The organism is Belliella alkalica, assembly GCF_022549785.1.
GTDB lineage: Bacteria > Bacteroidota > Bacteroidia > Cytophagales > Cyclobacteriaceae > Belliella > Belliella alkalica.
On record NZ_JAKZGO010000001.1, the window covers coordinates 151,221 to 172,797 of the forward strand.

Genomic DNA, 21,577 nt, shown 5'->3' on the forward strand with positions numbered 1-21,577 from the left:
ATTTGTCCATAACTAGCAGCAATATGGAAATCAAAAAAAGCAACAAAGCTTTTCAATCAAAAAAAACAAACCTCTTTATCATTCTGTCTGGAATCTTCCTGACCAATGCGATTTTGGCTGAAATCATTGGTGTGAAAATATTTTCAGGAGAAATGACCTTGGGTTTTGAACCAGTTGGTTGGACAATTTTTGGAGATTATGTCTTGGACTTTAACCTTACTGCTGGGGCAGTAATATGGCCTGTTGTATTCATCACTACTGATATTATCAATGAATATTTTGGAAAAAAAGGTGTTCGGAAAATCAGCTTTTTGACAGCCTTTTTTATAGCCTACATCTTTGTAATCATTACAATCGTCACCAAACTTCATCCTGCACCTTTTTGGCTGGAGGTCAATAGTCCCGATCCTGAAGGCAATAGTTTCAATATAGATTATGCTTTCAATACCATCTTTAGACAAGGTTTGGGAATCATCATAGGTTCTTTGGTTGCTTTCCTCTTGGGTCAATTGATAGATGTTTTTGTATTTCAAAAATTGAGAAAAATAACAGGCCCAAAAATGATCTGGCTCCGTGCTACAGGCTCTACACTTGTGTCTCAGTTTATCGATTCCTTTGTAGTATTAGGGATCGCTTTTTACATTTTCGGAAATTGGAGCTGGGCACAGATCGTATCTGTGGGAATCATCAATTACATCTACAAATTTAGTGTGGCAATCCTACTGACCCCGCTACTCTATTTGGGCCATCATTGGATCGATAGATATTTGGGAAAAGAAATAGCTGAAAAAATGACCGAAGAAGCAATGGAAGATACTTCATTTTTATAATTTCAAAAATACATTTTATGGATATACGGAACTTTGCAACTAACTAAAGACAAGCCTGATTTAGCTTAGATCCGATATAAATTGATATTAGATACTCATAGATATTGAACATAAGCAAGCAATCGACCATGGAATTAAAGCTACTGGCAAAGAAGCGTATAATCATAATACATTTTTTTAGAAAAAGTTACTATTGGCTGAAGGTACAATATTGGGGACATTCCATATTAAGTTCATTGTGGGTCAACCTTAATAACTAAATTGTCGTTGGTTAAACTAACTTACCAAATCATTCTAGTTATGAAAAAAGTTCTGCTGACCCTCCTCGTTATTTTAGTTTTATCCCCTACCCTTTATGCGCAATTGAAACAAGAAGGTGTTGTCAATAGAAAATTTGATTTTTTCCAAGTGGGTGATACAGTACAAATATTAGGTATAAAAAAGAATGAAGTCTCGAATAGAACACAATATCTTGTAAAGAATTCTTATACAAATGTTCTTGTAAATGAAGATAGAGTTGATTTGATTTCAAATGATTTTTCTTTTTGGGAAAAATTGTGGTTTGAAAAAAGAGCTTTGGATGTATCAGAAAAAGGATGGCAAAGTGAAAACAGGCAAGCTCTCCATGAAGACGCCATGAATTTTTATGAAGAAGTCAAAACCAACAACCTTATCTTTGAAGATGAACTTTTGTACGATTATATCTATCAGTTGATTTTCAAAATTCACCCTGGTTACTTATTGAAAGATAAAAATCGAGTATTTCATGTAGTAATTCTAAAATCGACTGAGCCTAACTATTTTTCTTTTGAAAATGGCATGATTGTCCTCACTACTGGAGCGATTTCAATGGCAAATAATGAAAAGGAACTTGCACAGATGCTTACCGAGTGTATTTCACATGTTGTCCTAGATCATAACCTTATCAATTTGAATCTTGCCATTCGTGCAGAAAATAGAGCTAGAACATGGGGTGCAATAGCCACTTTTGCTTCTGTCGCGGTCATTGCTTATGGAAATGAAAGAAATGGAACCTATTATAACTTTGATGATGCACTAAATCTTGGATTGGCAGCTTCATATATGACAATGGAAAATCTCCAGAGAATCGGTGCAAAGTATGACCAAGAACAAAAAGCGCTTACCGAAAAAGTCGTGGAAGATTTTTGGACTGAGAATTCTAATTCATTCAATGAAGAAAATATGCTTTATATAGCCAAAACTTCAAACACCGTAAGTTATACTGCATGGCAGGAATATCATTCTAAAAACTATGAGTATGCTTTGAAACTTGCCGAAAGAATGGAGAATTTTGGAATGGCCACCGAAGATGAATACTTACTTCTCAGTAAGCTATATAGAAGACTTGGTAATGATTTGGATAGTAATCTGCAAGCTTTGACATATCTTGAAGAAGCAAGAAAACTCGCACCAAAAAAGCTAAAAGAACTTGACTTGGAAGCAGGATTGATTTATATGCGAATGGATGATCTTGCAAAAGCACAGGCTGCTTTTCAATCCTACAGATCCAGTTTGGTTGATCTTGAAAAAGCAGGTGAAAATGTTCAAACAGACTTAAAATTTGTGAATCAGCTGCTGTTTAGGTTCAATATGGATCAAAAAGAAACCACAGGATCACTTCGATAGATCTCTCAAAAAAATATATACCATGATTTTTTTTGGTCAACAGTTGAAACTCCTCTAATTAGCTTAGATAGTGACTCAACTGTTGACCAAATTCCCAAAAAATCATAATTACTTTCGAAACCAGTGGGGATTTTTAGCAAACTTAAGAAGCACTTGGAGGCATTGTAGGCCTTACTTCGATTTTACTAGGAAGTGTTCTCGAATTCATTTGCATCAAGTCAGCAACCATTTGCCCTAAATCTTCGATTTGGATTTTCCAAGCATCTTTTTCACTTGGCTGATGATCATTGAAATAAGTAGCTACAGAACCTGGCATTATCGTAGTTACTCTAATTCCATGTTTTCTCACATCCAGCATAGCAGCTTGAGTAAAACCTGTCACGCCAAATTTACTTGCATTGTAGGCAGAACCATTTGCAAAGAAATTTGTACCAGCAAGACTGGAAATTGAAATAAAATAACCTTTGGATTTCTTTAGCCCTTCAAGGCCAGCTTTCATGCTATAAAAAACACCAGTAAGATTCGTATCAATTGTTTCATGCCATTGTTCCAATGAAATATCTTCGATGGAAGCAAAGTGACCAATTCCTGCATTTGCCACTAGCAAATCAAGTTGACCCCATTTTTCTATTACTTTATCTACAGCTTGCTGTTGGGAATCGAAATTCCTAACATCTGCCTCCAAAGCAAATGCTTCGCCTCTTCCCAATTTATTTAATTCTTCTACAGCCTTGTCTGCAGCTGATTGGGATCTACTTGTGATAGCTACACGCATTCCCTTTGCCATAAGTGCTTCTGCGATACCATATCCGATACCTTTACTACCGCCAGTAATCAATGCTGTTTTGTTGGTTAAATTTTGCATATTTTTATTTAGTTGGTTTATATCTAATTTTCCAATACTGCATAACAACCAAGAGAATTCTAAAATAGTTTGCCAATAAAGACTGATACGAAATTATGAGATAAAAAAAATGGGACAACATTTATTTAAAGATAAATGCCACCCCAATTTTAATAATTGAATTCCCCTAAGTTCTTACTTTTTGCTAAGCTTGGAATAAATAAACAGCAAAAGAACAGCTCCTGCAATCGAAATAATCCAATTCATTGGACTCCAAAAACTTCCGCTGACTACAATTCCAGCAAGACCTGCAATCCACCTACCTACTACAGATCCTAAGATTCCGAGTAATATTGTAATAATCCACCCACCTGGATCTTTAACAGGATGAAGAATTTTGGCAATGACGCCAGCTATCAAACCGAAAATAATGTAAGCAATCCAACTCATAGTTTTAAAATTTAGATTTTTTGAAAAATTAAAAATATAAAAAAAATCTAAATTTAGTCAAGAACAAACTACGCAAAACAACTATACATTTCGTATTTAAGCATGGTTGTACCTCATTCGTATTTGTTGGTCATATTTTAGATTTATCCTTGAAAAGGAAAATAAATCCAGCATTAATTAGCTATTATGACTTCAACATTATTTCTTTCCAACATCCTCACATATTCTTGCTCGATATCTTTGTCCGTAATGACTTTATGAATTTTTTGGAAACCAGCGATAAAGGCAAAGCCAATTTTCTTGAACTTTGACGAATCCGCAACTACAATAACTTCTTCCGCAATATCTATCATCAATTGATTGAGATACGCCTCTTCCATGTGGAATGTATAGACACCGACGTCAGACTTAAAACCATCTACCCCTAGAAACAATTTGTTACAATGAAGCTGCTTAAAGTTTCTCTCAGCCATTGGCCCTACCAAGGACATGGAGAATTCCCTCAAAAAGCCACCAGGAACCATGACTTCAAGATTGTCATAGTTTGCCAAGTTATTGATGATATCCAATGCGTTGCTGATAACAGAAAGTCGGGTGAATTTTCCAAGGTTATTGGATATTTCAAAAGTGGTAGTTCCTGAATCTAAAATAATAGAGTCATTCTCTTGAATCATCTTTGCAGCGGCTTTACCTATTGCTTTTTTAGCATCTAGATTTATCTTTTTCTTTTCGGTAACCGGAATTGCCAATGAATTTGTTTTAAATGCGCCTCCATGAGCTCTCACTAAGAGTTTATTTCTTTCGAGATTAGCTAAATCATTTCTAATCGTAACTTCACTTACATTGAATTCTTTACTCAAGTCATTTACATTCACTTGTCCTTGACTTTCTAATGCATCTAGTATTTTTGAGCGTCTTAAGGCTGTTTTCTTCATTTTGTATGTACTTTTTTATTTCTCCAAAACCTGTTTATACTACTTTATATAAAATTAATTTTTACGTAAGCATTTTGAAATATATACATTTTTCTTTCAAACTGAAAAAATACGTAAGGTTTTGAGTGTATTATTTTATGTGTATCCCCTTTTACACCAGTATTCACATTATAATAGTTACACATCTTGAAGACATCAGGCTTTCTATAGTTGACAGTCAACCATCGATGTTTATCCGCATGATTTCATTTAAAAATTTACTTTCTGCAAGCATTGCAGATAACATCATATTTTTTAATAAAATGCAAAGCAAATATTTTTAATACAGACATCAATAAAATATAAATTTTCATCTTCTATGTAATTTGATTTTATTTATTTTCATTTTATTATTTTTAAAAATAAAATATTTACGTTATGTTTGTTTTGTAAGCAAAATGTTTGCGACCTCATATTTTGATTATTGGGTTATTGAATTGGAAAGCCGGTTGGGAATGTAACCAGCCGGTTTTTTTATTTCAATATGCCTATCATTTATCAATCCAGCACTTCTAAAATTAAAACCCAAAATGAAAACACTATACCTTAAATTCATTCGATTAATGTCATTGCTTTTTTTGATTTCATTTTTTTCCTGTGAACAAATAGAAGAAAAACCAATTATCGGTGAAGATGAAGACGAAGAAACATTCGAATACATTTCTGAAAAACCTTACAACTTAAATGTCATTTACTTTGTACCAGCAGACAAAGTTCCTAATGAAAACTATCATCAACGATTATCAGAAATAATGTTGGATGGCCAAGCGTTTTTTTTGAAATACATGAAACATTGGGGTTACGGAAACAAGACTTTTGGTTTGCTTAAGGATGATTCAAAAAAGAGAGTTAAAATACATGTAATCAATGGTACAAAACCTGCTTCAGCTTACCCATATGAAGGAGGAGGAAATGAAATGAGAAAAGAGATTGATGCATATTTCTCCGAAAACCCATCTGAAAAATCAAGCGAACATTTCTTAGTTATTTCGGCAGTTAACCAAGCAGTCACGGGTGGTGCTAATCCAGCAGATGTCCCTTTTTATGGAATAGGAAGATATGCTTATGCACTTGATTATCCTGGTATGAGTATTGATGATTTGGGAAAAGATGGGGTAGCGGGTTCTGAAGCCACCAAATGGATCGGTGGATTGCTTCATGAAATGGGCCATGGATTGAATTTACCCCATTGTAAAGAAAAAGTATCCGAAGCCTCTGACCCAAATCTCGGCACCTCTCTAATGGGATCTGGGAATTATACTTACGGCAACTCCCCTACTTGCCTAACCCATTCATCTGCAGCATATCTTAACAATTGTCAAGTTTTTGCTGAATCACAAGGCAACTTTTATGGTCCAGTAAGCTCAAGTATTTCCTCTATTCAAGCAAATTTTGAAAATGGTTCAATTAAAATTTCAGGTACATTTGAATCCGATGTTCCTGTATCAGACTTGACTTTTTCTAATAGACCCGAATCAGATGCTGGAGGCTATCAAGCTGTGAAATGGGTTGAAAAGCCTGATGGTACAAGCTTTTCTGTCGCAATGCCAATTGAAGAATTTTGGCAAAAAGGGAATACGCTCTATGACTTTTCAATCGTCAGACACCACACCAATGGGGCCAATACTGCAACAAACTATGCTTATTCTTTTGAAAATGATGTTCCCTCAGTAGATTTTGGAGATCGTGATGAACTAGACAAAAGCGCTTGGAGCATAGTCGATTTTAGCTCTGAAGAAACTTCTGGCGAAGGACAGACAGGTCGAGCAGCTGATGTAATTGATGGTGATTCTGAAACCTACTGGCATAGTCAATGGACTGGAAATGCCGCTAGCTATCCACATCATTTTACTGTAGATATGTCTGAAGTAAAAACAGCCAAAGGTCTCAGCATAACCCAAAGAAATGGACAAAGGAAAATAAAAGCTTATAAACTTTTTGTTAGTAACAACAATTCCGATTGGACACTTTTGAAGGAAGGAGAAATACCCAACTTATCAGGAAGAGTATATTTTGATTTGGCCTCAGAGTCAAGCTTCAGATACTTCAAGTTTGAAGCAATTAATTCCCATGATGGCCACCAATTCGCAGCTTTGGCTGAAATAGGGTTCTTTTAGTTGATATTGAAATTGTTCTCAGATATATCATTAGAAAAATGGAATAACTAGATAAAATCAATAAAACTGAAAGCCATCAGAAGCTTGAATTTTTGATGCTTTTATATTATTGAAGCATTTACCAAAAAAGGAAAAGCTTATCAAAATTCTCTAACGTTCACATTTCTAAGCATTTTACATTTAATAAGTGAGCCTTTAAATGTTGGTCTATTTAGTTTAAAAAATTACAGAAGCTCTACTCTAAAATTTTGATCATACTAAACTAAAAGTGTTACCATTTTCAGGATAATCTCAATATACTCTAGGTGAAAAATTATTATGAAGTAGTAAATTTCAAATTTGAACCAAAAACCACTACAATATTTCCTTTTCTAATTATTTGTTTTAAAAACTTTCAAATTCTTACTATTTTATTTTTGAATTTTAAAAACATTATTTAGATTTAGGAAATTCTTTCCATTTCCTTATAAATCAGACGAAAAGAGAAAGATCACTCGTTTTATCAAAACCTTATTTAATTATGAAGAAAAATTTATCTAGCATCATGGTTCTTTTGCTACTTCTACTTAGTTGGGAAGCAAAAGCACAGTCCATGCAAGTCACAGGGCAAGTATTTGACGCCCAATCATCAGAATCACTTCCTGGTGTAAACGTATTAGTAAAAGGTAGTTCTGTAGGGACAGTAACTGATATCGATGGAAAATTTACCATAGAAGCCGAAAGTGGAAACACTTTGGTTTTTTCATTTATTGGATATAGTACCCAAGAAGTACGATATACTGGACAATCTTCTCTTACAGTTTCACTTTCTTCTGATACGAAAGATTTACAGGAAGTAATCGTAACAGGTTATGGAACTCAGAAAAGAGAAAACCTTACAGGTTCTATCGCAACAGTAAGTGCTGAGAAACTTACGGATATCACATCTCCAAACATTGGTAACATGCTTCAAGGAAAAGTAGCAGGTGTAGATGTGGTAGCAAATACTGGTGCACCAGGTGCAAACCCAGTGATCCGTATTAGAGGTAGAAGTTCCATTAGATCTTCAGTAAGCCCAATATGGGTTGTCGATGGAGTAATTTGGCATGACACACCTATATTGAACCCTAATGATGTAGAATCCATCTCTGTATTGAAAGATGCCGCAGCTGCAGCACTTTATGGCTCCAGAGGAGCGAATGGAGTTATTGTAGTTACTACAAAAGGAGCAAAAGCAGGCACAAGCAGTATTTCACTCAACGTAAAAACAGGTGTTAGTCATTTTAATAGAAGAGATTTCCAAGTAATGGACTCTAACCAACTTGCAGATCTATGGAATCAATTCCCAAACACTAATGCTATTCCAGGATGGTTTGATGATTCATTGAGAGAAAGAAATACCGATTGGCTTGACATTGGTACAGAAACAGGTCAGGTAAGAGATTATAACCTTTCTTACTCCGGTACCACAGATAAAGCAAGACTTTTCACTGCATTTAACTACTTCAATGAAACTGGTACAGTCAAAGGTGATACTTATGAAAGACTTTCTGCAAGGATAAATTATGATTATGACGTAAATGAAAAATTAACTTTCAAGCCCAAACTAGCAGCGACTTATACTACAAATGACAATGCAAGACACAGCATTTACGACATGTACAGAAACCTTCCTTGGGATCAACCTTTCAATGAAGTCGGTGCACCAATCAATACGCTAGCTCCGGGTGCCAATTGGAGAGGAAGAGACAATAGAAATTACTTATATGACCTACAGTGGAATTTTGGAAATTCAGCTACTTTCAATATCCTAAGTAATTTGGATTTTCAGTATGATATCAATGAATATCTTTCCTTTATTTCAACCAATAACCTTACATATTTCAATTCAGAGTCATTCAGCTATACGGATCCAAGGTCTAATTCAGGCTTAGCAGACAATGGTAGAATGTCTGTTGGAATGAATAAAAGAATCACACGATTCACCAATCAGATGCTATCTTATACAAGAACATTTGACAAGCATTTTGTGAATGTTCTGGCTGGATATGAATTCAATGATTACATATTTAACAATGTATCTGCTACAGGGAGAGGGATTGCAGCAGGTGCTCAGGTAATTAGCAATGCATCAGAACCACAAGCTATTGGAGGAACTAAAAATGACTATGCATTTCAATCTTACCTTTTGAATGCAAACTACTCTTACGAAAACAGGTATAGTGCTCAAGCATCCTTCAGACGCGATGGTGCTTCAAGATTTGGTTCAAACAATAAGTATGGTAACTTCTTCTCTCTAAGTGGTGCATGGAATATTCACAATGAAGCATTCTTCAATGTTTCTTCTATCAACTATCTAAGAGCTAAAGCAGCATATGGGCAAGTAGGAAATACACCTGACAGCTTATATCCACAATTTGAGCTTTTTTCTCTTAATGCGCAATACAATGGGATGCCAGCAGCAGTAGCTTCTGCGCTAGGAAATCCTGATTTGACTTGGGAAAAAACTGCTGCTTCTAATTTTGGGATAGAATTAGGTTTATTCAATAGAATTGATTTCGCAGCTGAATACTATATCAAAAACACCACTGATTTACTACACTTTGTTCCACTTCCAAACATCTCTGGTTTTGATGGCTACTTCGATAATATCGGAAGTGTTCTAAATAAAGGCTTAGAGTTAACTTTAGGGGCTGACATCATTAAGAGTAATGGTGCTAACTGGAGATTAGATTTCAATTTTGGTATGAACAGAAATGAAATTACCGAATTGTTCGAAAACAGAAGACAAATATCAGGTAACAGAATAATTGAAGTAGGCGAAGATATCGATACTTGGTTTATGAGAAAATGGGTTGGAGTAAATCCAGAAGATGGAACACCACTATGGGAAAGAGTTGATCCTACTACAGGAGAAGTGACCCAAGTAGGAAACTACAACAACGCAACCTTACAAAAAGTAGGTACTTCTACTCCAAACTTCTTTGGTGGCTTGACCTCATCATTTGACTATAAGGGATTCTATCTAAATGCAAACATGGCATTTACTCAAGGAGCTATGGTCTATCATAGTGCAAGAGAGACTTTTGATAGTGATGGAGCTTACCCAACTTATAATTATATGCAGCTGCAGCCAGGCTGGTCAAGATGGTCTCCTGAAAACCCAAATGCTACGCACCCACAGCCAATTTTTGGTGGAAACAATGAAGCACATAGACCTTCTTCAAGATTTATCGAAGACGTGAGTTTCTTGAGGATCAGAAACATCACTGCTGGATATAGGCTTCCAATAAGTGTTGTCGAAAAATTAAAACTTACAGGATTGGAAGTGTTTGTTTCTGGTGACAACCTTTTCACTTTTACAAACTTCTCAGGTCTTGATCCTGAGGCTGCAATATATGGAGATACTGGATCTCAATATCCACTTCCAAGAAGAGTTAGTGTTGGTTTGAACTTGAACTTCTAAATCAAAAAAAAATCATGAAAAAATTAAGCTATATATTTATAATTTCCCTTGGAATCTTTGCTATAACGTCTTGTGATATAGACAAATCCCCTTATGATTCCATCACTTCTGATGATCTTGCTCAATCAGAAACGAGTGCCATGAATGTGACCTTAGGTACTTACAGCAGAATGAAAGCTTGGACAGAAAACTGGCACAGGCTTTTCGAATACCCTGGAGATAATGTCGCTTTGAGTGGTACTACTTCTGATCCTTTATTCTTTACTTATAATTACCAAAGAATCCCGAATGGAAGTAGAGCTGCTGGATTCTGGAGAAGTTCTTATCAAATAGCAGTATCAGCCAATCAGGTAATCGGCAATGTGGTAGAGGGAAGCTCAGAAAGCAACGATCAAATTTTAGCTGAAAACTACTATATCAGAGCATTGATGCACTTTACGATGGTAAACATCTTTGGAAGACCTTACAATCAAGGAGTAAACAATCCAGGTGTACCGTTAAAACTTGATGCAGAACCTTTGAATCATCCTACAAGATCTTCTGTAGGTGAAGTTTATGATCAGGTAGAAGCAGATTTGCTAAAAGCAGCTGCATTGTTTACAGAGAGCAAATCGAATGTTTTTGCTTCAAAAGAAGCAGCTTGGGCATTATTATCAAGACTATATCTCTATAAAGAAGACAATCAAAAGGCTATTGAATACGCTGATTTAGTAATGAATTCAGGTAGATTTTCTTTAGTTCCTACTCAGACTTTAGGTGATTACCCAAAACTTTCACCTGAAAGCAACACCGAAACCATCTTTGCAGTGAAGTTTGTGAGAGATGTTGATTATGAGTCAAACGGCTGGTTTACAATCGGATCACTTTATGCCAATATCCAAGGTGCAGGATGGGGTGAAATGTATGCGTCAAGACCATATTTGGAGCTTGTTAGAGAATTTCCTGAAGATCAAAGAAATAATTTCATCCTCCCATTTGTGGTAAATGAAGCAGTGACTTGGGGATTTTATGTAAGAAATAACCTCAATTATGGATGGACACCTTTGACTCCTGTAGGAGATGGCTTTGAATATACTCACAATGGCACTACCAAAACAGTGGAAACATCCTTAAATGAAAGAGGTGGAATCAGCTATTTTATAGATACTGACGAAGGTCGAAAAAGAATCTTGATCGACAAGCAATTGGATCTTAGAAACAATTTCCCTAAGTACTTTATCACAAAATGCTCTGGCCAAGATGATCAAGCACACTTATGGTCACCAGTAGTATCAAGACTTGCAGAGATGTATCTGAACAAAGCAGAAGCAGCAGCCAAATTGGGTCAAAATGCGGAAGCACTTGAATTGGTAAATGTAATCAGATCAAGAGCAGGTATTCCAGCCAATGGACTTTATACCATGGCTAACCTTGGTGGCAAATCTGTAATGGATGTGGTAATGGAAGAAAGAATGTTGGAATTGGCATGGGAAGGGCATAGAAAAATGGATGTTTTCAGAAACGGAAGAACCATGGACAGAAGATACCCTGGCACCCACTTAGTAGGAAACAATCCTAAAACTATGATTCAGCCAAATGACAATGCAATCATAGAATTTATTCCTGAAGCACAACTTCTTGTACATGAAGGATTGACACAAAATCCATCATAAATCAAATTGGTCTAGAGACATTAATCTCTAGACCATTTTTTTACCCAAAAATCAAAATTTGAGGAAATATCCAAAAAAATCGATTTTAACAATCGAAACCCTTGGAATAATTAAATTGATTGGTCGGTGAGGACACCGATCAAGGCAATGAAGGACACCGACCAAGGTGATAAAATAATTTTCTCAACATTAATTATATAATCATGCAAAAAAATATGCAATTATTCTTAATGCTTCTCCTTGCTTTTTCTTCTTGCAAAGATCCAGAAGACAATGTACCTGTGGATAATAATTATGACAATGAAATCACGATTCCCCTAGGAGGAAACACTTATCAAGTATCGGGCTCAGTTTCTGAACCTATCAACCAAAACGGGATTTCAAACTGGACTGACAACAATACTGTTTACAATGTTTTTGTAAAAACAACCGGTGCACAATCTATAGGTGTGATTCTCAATATCGAAAACCAACCTGATCAAGCTACCATCAAAGTCAAAATTGGGGAAAATGAAAAAGAAGTAACCATTGAAGACAATGCTTCTGGAGAAATCAAAGTTGGAGATTTTGAATTTAAGCAAGGATATGAAAAAATTGAATTGATTGGTATTTCAAAAACCGGGGATAATTTCGCTAAAATCAAAGATATTATTTTAGAACATTCAGGTGATATCAATGCTGAATTTGTCAAAAACAATGATGACAACAATTTTTACTGGGGAAGACGTGGCCCTTCTGTTCATTTGGGATATCAAGTTCCTGAAGGCAAAGATTACCAATGGTTTTACAATGAAATGACAATTCCAGAAGGTGAAGATCCTTTGGGTTCATATTTCATGGCAAATGGATTCGCTGAAGGATATTTTGGGATTCAGGTCAATTCCGAAACGGAAAGAAGGGTATTGTTTTCAGTTTGGAGCCCTTTTGTCACAGACAATCCAAATGATATTCCTGAGGATGAAAGAATAATTGTTCTCAAAAAAGGTGAAGAAGTTTATACTGGTGAATTTGGCAATGAAGGATCAGGAGGTCAGAGTTATTTGAGATTCAATTGGGTAGCTGGCAACACTTATAAATTCATCAATTCTGTGGAACCTGATGGAAATGGAAATACGATCTATACAGGTTATTTCTATGCACCAGAGGTAGGCGAATGGCAAATCATCTCAAGTTTCAAAAGACCGAAAACCGATACTTGGTATAAAAGACCGCATTCGTTTTTGGAGAATTTCAACCAAAACTACGGACACCTTGGCAGAAAAGTACATTACGACAATCAATGGTTTAGATCTACAGATGGAGACTGGACAGAGTTGACCGAAGCTAGATTTACAGGTGATGCCATTGCTACTATTGGTTTCAGAATGGATTATGCAGGCGGATCCGATGACGGGAAATTCTACCTTCAAAACTGTGGATTCTTTGACCAAAACACAACCTTAAACAGCATGCACTCTAGATCTGCCAATAATCAGACTCCACAAATTGACTTTGAATTCTTGGAGACACTTGGAGTAGAAGTAACAGCACCAGAAGAAATTGATGAAGCGGATAAAACCAATTGGACAATTGTGGATTTCAGTTCTGAAGAGACATCAGGTGAAGGAGATACAGGAAGAGCAAATGATGTGATTGACGGGGATCTGACCACTTATTGGCATAGCAGATGGTCATCTAATGCGGCATCATATACACATCATTTCACAGTAGACATGTCAGAAAGTATGGAAGTCGAGGGATTTGTGATCTCACAGAGAAATGGCTCGAGGAAAATCAAAGATTTCAAGATCTATGTAAGCCAAGACAATGAAAACTGGACAACGTTGGTTGATAGCCAATTGCTCAATGATGCGTCCCAGCAAGTGAAGAATCTCGATGAAAAGACAACTTTCAGGTACTTCAAATTTGAAGGTTTGAATGCACATGATGGACAGCAATTTGGTGCTCTTGCCGAAATTGGGGTTTATTAATCAATAGCCATAAAAAAAATTGGGCTTTAAGGTTGTACTTAAAGCTCAATTTACTTTTCAACACCTAGTATTCTTAAAGGACCATTATTTTGGATAATTAGAAACATTTCATTTCCATCTTTTCTCTTTAATCTTTTAATAGCTCTTACATCACCACGAATATCAATGTTAGCAATTGATTCTGGTAAATGTAGAATCTGATTATCTTTTTTCCTTAGCAATACACCAGTACCGGCATTCATTGCTCCTAATTCAACCATAAACGGATACAAATTTCCAACAAGTAAAAAATCAAGAGTGCCAGTGTTTAATTGTACTATCCCAGTTACAGGAGCCATTTGAGCTTCTAAAGGCAATGTTATTTCTTCATAGCCTTTATCATCACTAATAAGCATTATTGATTCTAACCTCTCTAAAATTTTAAAATTTGAATTTTCAAGTTGAGCACCGAAAATATCAGGGATTGTAGCTTCTGCATAATCCGCATATTTAACAAACTTCTTTTTTAAATGAACAATCTGGCTTATCAGGACATCTCTAGAATATATTGGAAATAGTTCTCCCTTTATATTATTTGTCATAAATGAAAGTATGTTGCCAGAATTATTGAAGTCACCAATGAATAATTTAATTGGGGCTTCAATTGAGGCTTTTAGCTGATTATTAGTACCTAAATTACCCAAAATCAAATCAGGCTTACCATCTAGGTTCAAATCTGTAATCATCAAACTCTGCCAAAAACCATTACCTGACCTTAATCCAAGGTCTAGACTCACCTCTTCTGTTTGTTCAGCTCCAAGCTTCCAAACTTGAATCCCCATAAACTCCCCAGTCAAGACAAGCTCCTTGCTACCATCACCATCCATATCATACCAATCCCCAGCTGTAATCATACCTGCATTTCTCAGTTCCTTCGGCGTAACATCCTTAAATATCACTTCATTTATTGTACTTTCATTTTTCAACAAAAAACTCCAAGGACTTAGTCCATACTGATCAGGAACTGACCTACCTCCTATGAATAAATCAACTTTACCATCTCCATCAAAATCATTTGCAAGTACTAGTCCATTATTTCCAGTCAGATCAGGTAATGCATTTTCTGCTTTTTCAAAAACCCCCTTCCCTTTATTAATATATAGCCTATCCTGAAGTGATGGAAAATACAAGCTAAACTCTGTCCCTCCGCTACTTACATATAGATCAAGTAAACCATCACCATTTGCGTCAAAAAAGACAGCTCCAGTATCTTTAAAATCTGAATCCAAAATCCATGGACCTCTCTTCACTTCGTTAAAAGATCCAATTTCTGTACTCAGATAGAGTGCACCTGATTGACCTGTAGATCCACCAATATAAAAATCATCAAACCCGTCTCCATTTACATCTCCAACAGCTACTGCAGGGGATACTTTGGAATGTTGAAAAAATGATAAGGGATTTACTTTAAAATCTACAAAACTGTTTTCATTATGCACAAAAGAAACTCCCAAAGAAGCTGTCAAATCTTTCATCTTAACACCCTGCGTTTTCTCAACTTTTTTATCCCAAAATTCCCTTTGGACTTTTGTCTGATCTAAATAATGGGTTTTATTGATTTCAAGATTGTTGATTTCTGTGACTTGCCTGTCAGGCCAAACAACTTCTGCTTTAATTACCTCTGTGGCTTTACCAATTCCAAAATGCAACACTGCATCCGTTGTAGATTGATACCCTCTGACTGGGTACAATTCCTGAATTTGTATTGATTGGTCAGGTAAAGTGATTTTTATCTTAGTTCCGATTGCTTGAGAATTTTTTCCTAAACCCAGTAGTTTAAATTTCACATAATTATTCCCAGTCTTGTCTTTGGATTTATTTCGAAAAATCGAAGCTTTTTCATTTATATTATTAATGACTAAATCCATATTTCCATCTCCATCCAAATCTGCATAAGCCATTCCATTTGAGATTCTTGGTGTATCAAATCCAAATTTTTTTGATTCATTTGAAAATGTCAAATTGCCATTATTAATAAATAGATAATTCCCAATTTTAGTACTAGGTATTTGCTTTACTAATGACAACAAATCAGGCTCTTGTCCTTTAGATCTAGCTTGTTTTGCCGCATCCGAATAAGTATAATTCAAAAAGTCTTTGTTGGTAAAATCTCTCAAAAAACCATTGGTAATAACTAAATCTTTGAAACCATCATTATCCATATCAACAAACAAACCTGACCAACTCCAATCTGTATTTGACACTCCTGAAAGCTGACCTATTTCTTGAAATACCAAATCACCATTTCGATCTAGACCTCTATTCAGCTGTAGAGTATTCCGCATGTACTGATGGTGATATCCACTATCAATCAATGCTTGATAAAAATCAAATTCATCTCCTCCTTTAAGCAGTTTCTGTCTCTTATTGTCTTCAGGTAGCATGTCTAGAGTAAATATGTCTATTAAACCGTCATTATTGAAATCTGCAAGGTCTCCTCCCATAGAAAACTTGGATTGATGAGTCATAGCTTTCTTTGATACCTCTTCAAAAGTTCCATCAGCTTTATTGATGTATAAAAAATCCTGCTCGTTATAATCATTGGTAACAAAAATATCAGGCCAACCATCGTTATTTATGTCAGAAATCAAAACAGCTAAGCCGAAGTTAAGCCCGTTTCCGATGATTCCAGCCTCTTCACTTATATTGGTAAATTTCCCATTATCATTTCTATATAATTGATTTCCATAATATGGATGTCTAAATGACCTCAATTTTGAAGTTTGGCTTAATGGGTTATAAAAGTTTTTCCCGTGATTCAACAAAAACATGTCTAAATCTCCATCACCATCATAATCAAAAAATGCTGCCATAGTACTAAATGTTCCTATTGCATCCAGTCCATATTCTTTGCTTTTTTCTGTGAATGTCAAATCACCATTGTTGATATATAATTCATTTCTCCTGGAGTATTCGTCACCAGGTCCAGAGTAGCATAAATATATATCTAAATTCCCATCTCCATCAATATCAATTAGACTAACTCCAGTCGCAAAGTTTTTTCTTCCTTGTAGTCCTGTCTGAGAAGTAATATCCTCAAATTCAAAATTTCCTTGATTAAGGTAAACTTTATTTTCACTTAAATTTCCTATGAAAATCAAATCAGGAAGTCCATCATTATTTAAATCACCTGAGGCCACTCCACCTCCGTTATATAAATATTCATATGAAAGAATATTTAAACTGTCATTTTCATTTATAATATTTTGAAAATGAATTCCAGACTTTTCTGGTGATACTCCTTCCAAGTATTCATTAACCATTTTCTCTTTAAATTCACATGAAAATGATATACAACAAATAACAAAATAGACTAAAATCCCTCTTATCTTCATTCAAATCAATTGATTAAATAAACATAAAAACACCGAGATACCCCGGTGCCTTTTTTCAACTAAACTAATTAACCCTATTAATAAATCATATTTACACAATTACTTTTGTGGTACCACCTCCGTTGAGCGTGATATCCAAAGGCTTATTGGTTTTCCATGAACCACTGGTGAAGTCAGGTACATCGATAGAATTGGATCTATGGGCTACAGACCACTCACTCAAAGGTGAAAGGGCCGACCATGATGCTGCATCATAGACATCTTGATCCAGTGGAAGTCCATTCCTTAGGCAATCGACCAATCTCCACTCCATCATGAAATCCATTCCTCCATGACCGCCAATAGTTTTGGCCAACTCCCCTACTTTCTTCACAATCTCCGGAGTGTATTTTTCCTGTAAAACTTTCATTTCATCATCTTTGATCCATCCATGACCACTGGATATTTTCTGCATTGGATATTTCTGGGCAAAGGCCTTTGTACCACTCAATGCATGAAGCCTAGAATATGGCCTAGGTGAAGTCACATCATGTTGGATCATCATAGATTTGCCATGTTTGGTCTTTACAATAGTAGTGTTGATGTTTCCACCAAATTTCTTTTCTACAAATGAGGCATAAAAATTATCCTTCTCGGCAAGTTCTCTCGCTTTGTCAGCCATGTGGAAATCTGCTGAAGACAAAGATGTCAAGTAATCCATTTGGTCCCCTCTGTTGATATCCAAAAGTTGAGCAATCGGGCCTAGGCCATGGGTTGCGTACAAGTTTCCATCTCTATAATTTTCCTTCAATCTCCACATATCTTCATACGCATTTTTGGCAAAATTCAAATCCAATAGATCATGAATGTATGCTCCTTCTGCATGGAGAATATCACCAAAAAATCCATCTCTTGCCATATTTAAGGTCATCAGTTCAAAGAAATCATAGCAGCAATTTTCCAACATCATGCAATGCTTCTGGGTCTTTTCGGAAGTCTCTACGAGTTGCCAACATTCCTCTAAAGTCTTTGCCGCTGGAACTTCTACAGCTGCATGTTTTCCTGCCTCCATGGCATAGACAGCCATCGGAGTGTGCCAATCCCACGGAGTGGCGATATAGACCAAATCCAAATCATCACGATCCACCATCTTTTTCCATGCATAGGCACTTCCTGAATATTTCTCTGGTTTGTGGGCAGTATTTTCCAATGACTTGGCAATTTTGTCCACTTTCTCAGGTACTAGGTCACAAATAGCAACAATCTCTACTCCTTCTATTTTGCTCATTCTATTGACAGCACCTGGGCCTCGCATGCCAAGCCCAATGAAGCCAACTCTCACTTTGTCCAATTTGGGAGCTGCAAATCCACTCATGTTGAAATGTTGGATGCGTTTCCTTTTGATCATTTCTGGAAGCCTCTCCATTTCTTCGGCAGACTTAAAGCTGCTCATACCTGTTCCTATCAAACCCAATCCGGCCAATCCAGATAATTTGAGGAAGTCTCTTCTATTATTGCTCATGGTTATTTTTGATATGGTTAAATTAAAATTTGTACATTTTCCTTGCATTCTCGACAAAAAGCTTCCTGTTTACCTCCTCAGGAAGCTCCAAGCCAGTAAATTCCCCCTTGAATTCTGGTGCTGTCATTTTATTATTCGTAGTGAAATACTCCTGATGATATTCCCACAATGATTCGAATTTTTGAGCACATTGAATCTCGGTCAAAGAACCATTGTCTATCACATCCGAACCATAGATAATCCTATCCTGGTATTTGATGAAAAACTCCCTTACTTTCTCTCTGTCAACCATGCTTTGAAGCTGAACATGGCAAATTCTTTCTGCCAGATCAACATGGAAGTTGGGATACAAATCGAGCCTTTTGGCAACTTCATCGAGGTTCCATTCCATGCTTCCAAGATGTGCCCCAACAAAAACCAAATCATGGTGCTTTGCCAATACTCTATCTCTTGCTGCTATTTGGGCATCATGATTCGGGACTTTTGGATTCAAATACATGTGGTATTCTGGATGATGAGTGAAGTATTCCCTATCGGAATCTACTGTCATCTGATCCAGTGGCAGCCAGCAATTTTTGGGTTCGCCGATATGGCCTATCATTGGGACTTTTTGATCCGCCAAATACTTATAAATCGGATCTAATCTTTGATCATCTGCAAGTACATAGGTTCCGTCACTTTCTTGCAAAGCCATTCCAAAATTTTTCCAGATTTTGATTGCTGTAGCACCATTGGAAATTGTTTTTTTGATTTGGTTTAGCGCTTTGTTGATCCATTGATCCGAACCAAAGCCAGCTGATTCAAAAGATCCTATGTACCTCACCTGGTTAGGATATTTTTGCTTTAGTTCCAAGACTACAGCTTCCTGCTTTTCCAATGATTCAAAGAATGGAATATCTGTATTGATGGACACAAATGCGGCTCCTTTCTCCAAGGCCTTTTCTAACTTTGCTTCGGAGTTGGTGTTCAAATGACAGTGTGCATCAATCAAATTCATCTTATCTATTGTTTACAATGTTCAATTTGCCTTTTACCAATTCGGTAACGGCGTTCGTTGCTTTTGGAAATACTTTTCTTAAATCTATTTCCTCGTTTTGGGTTAATATATCCTGAAGGGTCTTCATAAAGATGTTTTTGATCTCCGTAGCCAAATTGACTTTGCAGATTCCATTTTGTATAGCTGTGCGAAGTTGTGATTCTGGTACTCCAGAACTACCATGAAGTACAAATGTAGCTTCAGTCACTTCTGCGACTATTGATTTCAATAAATCTATTTGGAGCTTTGGTTCTTCTTTGTAAAATCCATGGGCAGTACCAATTGAAATTGCTAAAGCATCCACTCCTGTTTCTTCGACAAATTGTTTCGCTTCATGGGGCTGAGTAAAACCGTTGTGGGCATGTGATTGTCCAAGTTTTGCGACAAATCCCAATTCAGCCTCAACATGTGCTCCGTAGGATTTTGCTCTTTTCACAACCTCCTGTGTGAGCTTTACATTTTCGGAAAATGGCAACTCGGATCCGTCAATCATAACTGAATCGAATCCAGCATCCAGGCAGCTTTGGGCTAAGTCCACAGACCCTCCGTGATCCAAGTGGATCCAACCTTCTACACCAAATTGCTTCAACCCTTCCCTTCCCATAGCTACCGCAGTATTCAAACCCATGTAGTCTATGGAACTTTGAGTCAACTGCAATATAATAGAATCTCCTGTTTGTTGCGCAGCACCAAGGACACCATGCAATGTTTCCAGATTGTAGAAATTGGTGGCAAGGAGTCCTCTTTTCTCTTCTGTAAGTAGTTTTAATTTATTCTTAAGATTCATAAATTATATATCCTGATTGAAAATTTCTTTAGCTATTTTGGAGAGTTGGGAGTTTGATTGAAATGCACCTGTACCACCTGCAGCTGTAGTATTGATAGCTCCTATCAGATTCCCAAATTTTAGGCAATCAATTAAAGGATCTCCAAGGAGAAACTTTGAAATAAAACCTGCATTGAAACTGTCTCCTGCACCAATGGCATCTACAAAGGAAGAATGTGAATATCCTGATTCAATTGTTTGCTTTCCATTGGATACTAGAATACTGCCTTCTTCTCCCATTTTCAAAGCCACATGATTAGCAAAAGGACTTATTTTATCCAAAGCCTCTTTCACAGATTCAGTTTTAGTGATACCTAGCAACTCAGATTTGTTTGGAAGGAAAACATCAACAAATGGCAAGCAAGCGGCATAGTCAAAATCAAAAGCTCCTTCAGGATCAGTCTGAAGGTCAAGGGATGTTGTCAGTCCAGCATCTTTTGCTTTTTTGAACAGTTGGACTATATCATTTTTGATATTTTTCTGAAGGAAAAGGTTGGAAAAATGCAGGTGGTCAAATTGCTTTATCTCAGCCCAGGGCACATCCTCTATGGTAAGGTTTTCCATAGCACCACAATACGTGACATTGGCCCTGTCTTGATCATAATTCATCACTACAGTAACTCCTGATTGTTTATTTTTCACTTTTCTCAAAAAAGAACAATCAACTCCCCTATTTACCAATACCTTTTCTATAAATTCTCCAAAATAATCACTGCCCACCATTCCGCAAAAGGAGGTATCAATACCCAGAATCGAAATGTTCGAAGCAAATATTGCAGAACTACTTCCCAGAGTAAGATTCATATCATTGGCGATAATTTCATCTCCAATCTTTGGAAAGCCTTCTATATTATTCAATATCAGATCGACATTCAACTCCCCTACAACCAGAATTTTCTTGTTTCCCATTT

14 protein-coding genes are annotated in these 21,577 nt (G+C 36.3%); 6 read left to right on the forward strand and 8 right to left on the reverse strand.

Annotation, left to right across the window (positions count from 1 at the left end; genetic code table 11):
* The first annotated feature begins 23 nt into the window (after positions 1 to 23).
* Together MM213_RS00675 and MM213_RS00680 are read left to right on the forward strand one after the other, a co-directional pair.
* Positions 24 to 830 carry a queuosine precursor transporter gene (locus MM213_RS00675; protein ID WP_241409361.1) on the forward strand — a complete coding sequence of 269 codons (807 nt, stop codon included), beginning with the start codon at positions 24 to 26 and terminating at the stop codon, positions 828 to 830.
* 300 nt (positions 831 to 1,130) lie between these two features.
* Complete coding sequence (locus tag MM213_RS00680) at positions 1,131 to 2,477, forward strand: M48 family metalloprotease (protein WP_241409362.1); 1,347 nt, start codon at positions 1,131 to 1,133, stop codon at positions 2,475 to 2,477.
* A gap of 142 nt (positions 2,478 to 2,619) precedes the next feature.
* Here the strand turns inward: MM213_RS00680 and MM213_RS00685 are convergent, their stop codons facing one another.
* The 3 genes from MM213_RS00685 to agaR form a co-directional block, all read right to left on the reverse strand.
* Positions 2,620 to 3,342: an SDR family oxidoreductase gene (locus MM213_RS00685; protein WP_241409363.1), complete on the reverse strand. Its 723-nt coding sequence runs from the start codon at positions 3,340 to 3,342 to the stop codon at positions 2,620 to 2,622.
* 174 nt (positions 3,343 to 3,516) lie between these two features.
* Positions 3,517 to 3,771 (reverse strand): GlsB/YeaQ/YmgE family stress response membrane protein, encoded by a 255-nt coding sequence (locus tag MM213_RS00690; RefSeq protein WP_241409364.1) that lies wholly within the window; start codon positions 3,769 to 3,771, stop codon positions 3,517 to 3,519.
* A gap of 173 nt (positions 3,772 to 3,944) precedes the next feature.
* Entirely contained in the window at positions 3,945 to 4,706 is a 762-nt protein-coding gene (gene agaR, locus MM213_RS00695; protein WP_241409365.1) for a transcriptional repressor AgaR, read from the reverse strand.
* A gap of 569 nt (positions 4,707 to 5,275) precedes the next feature.
* Here agaR and MM213_RS00700 point away from each other — a divergent pair.
* From MM213_RS00700 to MM213_RS00715, 4 genes are all read left to right on the forward strand, one after another.
* Positions 5,276 to 6,862: a discoidin domain-containing protein gene (locus tag MM213_RS00700; protein WP_241409367.1), complete on the forward strand. Its 1,587-nt coding sequence runs from the start codon at positions 5,276 to 5,278 to the stop codon at positions 6,860 to 6,862.
* 520 nt (positions 6,863 to 7,382) lie between these two features.
* On the forward strand, positions 7,383 to 10,307 hold the full coding sequence (locus tag MM213_RS00705; protein ID WP_241409369.1) for a SusC/RagA family TonB-linked outer membrane protein: 2,925 nt from the start codon (positions 7,383 to 7,385) through the stop codon (positions 10,305 to 10,307).
* Positions 10,308 to 10,321: 14 nt separating this feature from the next.
* Positions 10,322 to 11,959 carry a RagB/SusD family nutrient uptake outer membrane protein gene (locus MM213_RS00710; RefSeq protein WP_241409370.1) on the forward strand — a complete coding sequence of 546 codons (1,638 nt, stop codon included), beginning with the start codon at positions 10,322 to 10,324 and terminating at the stop codon, positions 11,957 to 11,959.
* A gap of 215 nt (positions 11,960 to 12,174) precedes the next feature.
* Positions 12,175 to 13,929 carry a DUF3472 domain-containing protein gene (locus MM213_RS00715; RefSeq protein WP_241409371.1) on the forward strand — a complete coding sequence of 585 codons (1,755 nt, stop codon included), beginning with the start codon at positions 12,175 to 12,177 and terminating at the stop codon, positions 13,927 to 13,929.
* A gap of 50 nt (positions 13,930 to 13,979) precedes the next feature.
* Here MM213_RS00715 and MM213_RS00720 read toward each other — a convergent pair whose 3' ends face one another.
* From MM213_RS00720 to MM213_RS00740, 5 genes are all read right to left on the reverse strand, one after another.
* A complete protein-coding gene (locus MM213_RS00720) occupies positions 13,980 to 17,231 on the reverse strand; it encodes a VCBS repeat-containing protein (protein WP_241409373.1) in 3,252 nt (1,083 codons plus the stop codon).
* 163 nt (positions 17,232 to 17,394) lie between these two features.
* Positions 17,395 to 18,804: a Gfo/Idh/MocA family protein gene (locus tag MM213_RS00725; RefSeq protein WP_241409374.1), complete on the reverse strand. Its 1,410-nt coding sequence runs from the start codon at positions 18,802 to 18,804 to the stop codon at positions 17,395 to 17,397.
* A 22-nt stretch (positions 18,805 to 18,826) separates the two neighbouring features.
* On the reverse strand, positions 18,827 to 19,801 hold the full coding sequence (locus tag MM213_RS00730) for an amidohydrolase family protein (protein ID WP_241409375.1): 975 nt from the start codon (positions 19,799 to 19,801) through the stop codon (positions 18,827 to 18,829).
* Between the two features lies 1 nt (position 19,802).
* Entirely contained in the window at positions 19,803 to 20,627 is an 825-nt protein-coding gene (locus MM213_RS00735) for a class II fructose-bisphosphate aldolase (RefSeq protein WP_241409377.1), read from the reverse strand.
* Between the two features lie 3 nt (positions 20,628 to 20,630).
* A complete protein-coding gene (locus tag MM213_RS00740; protein ID WP_241409379.1) occupies positions 20,631 to 21,575 on the reverse strand; it encodes a carbohydrate kinase family protein in 945 nt (314 codons plus the stop codon).
* Between the last annotated feature and the right edge of the window lie 2 nt (positions 21,576 to 21,577).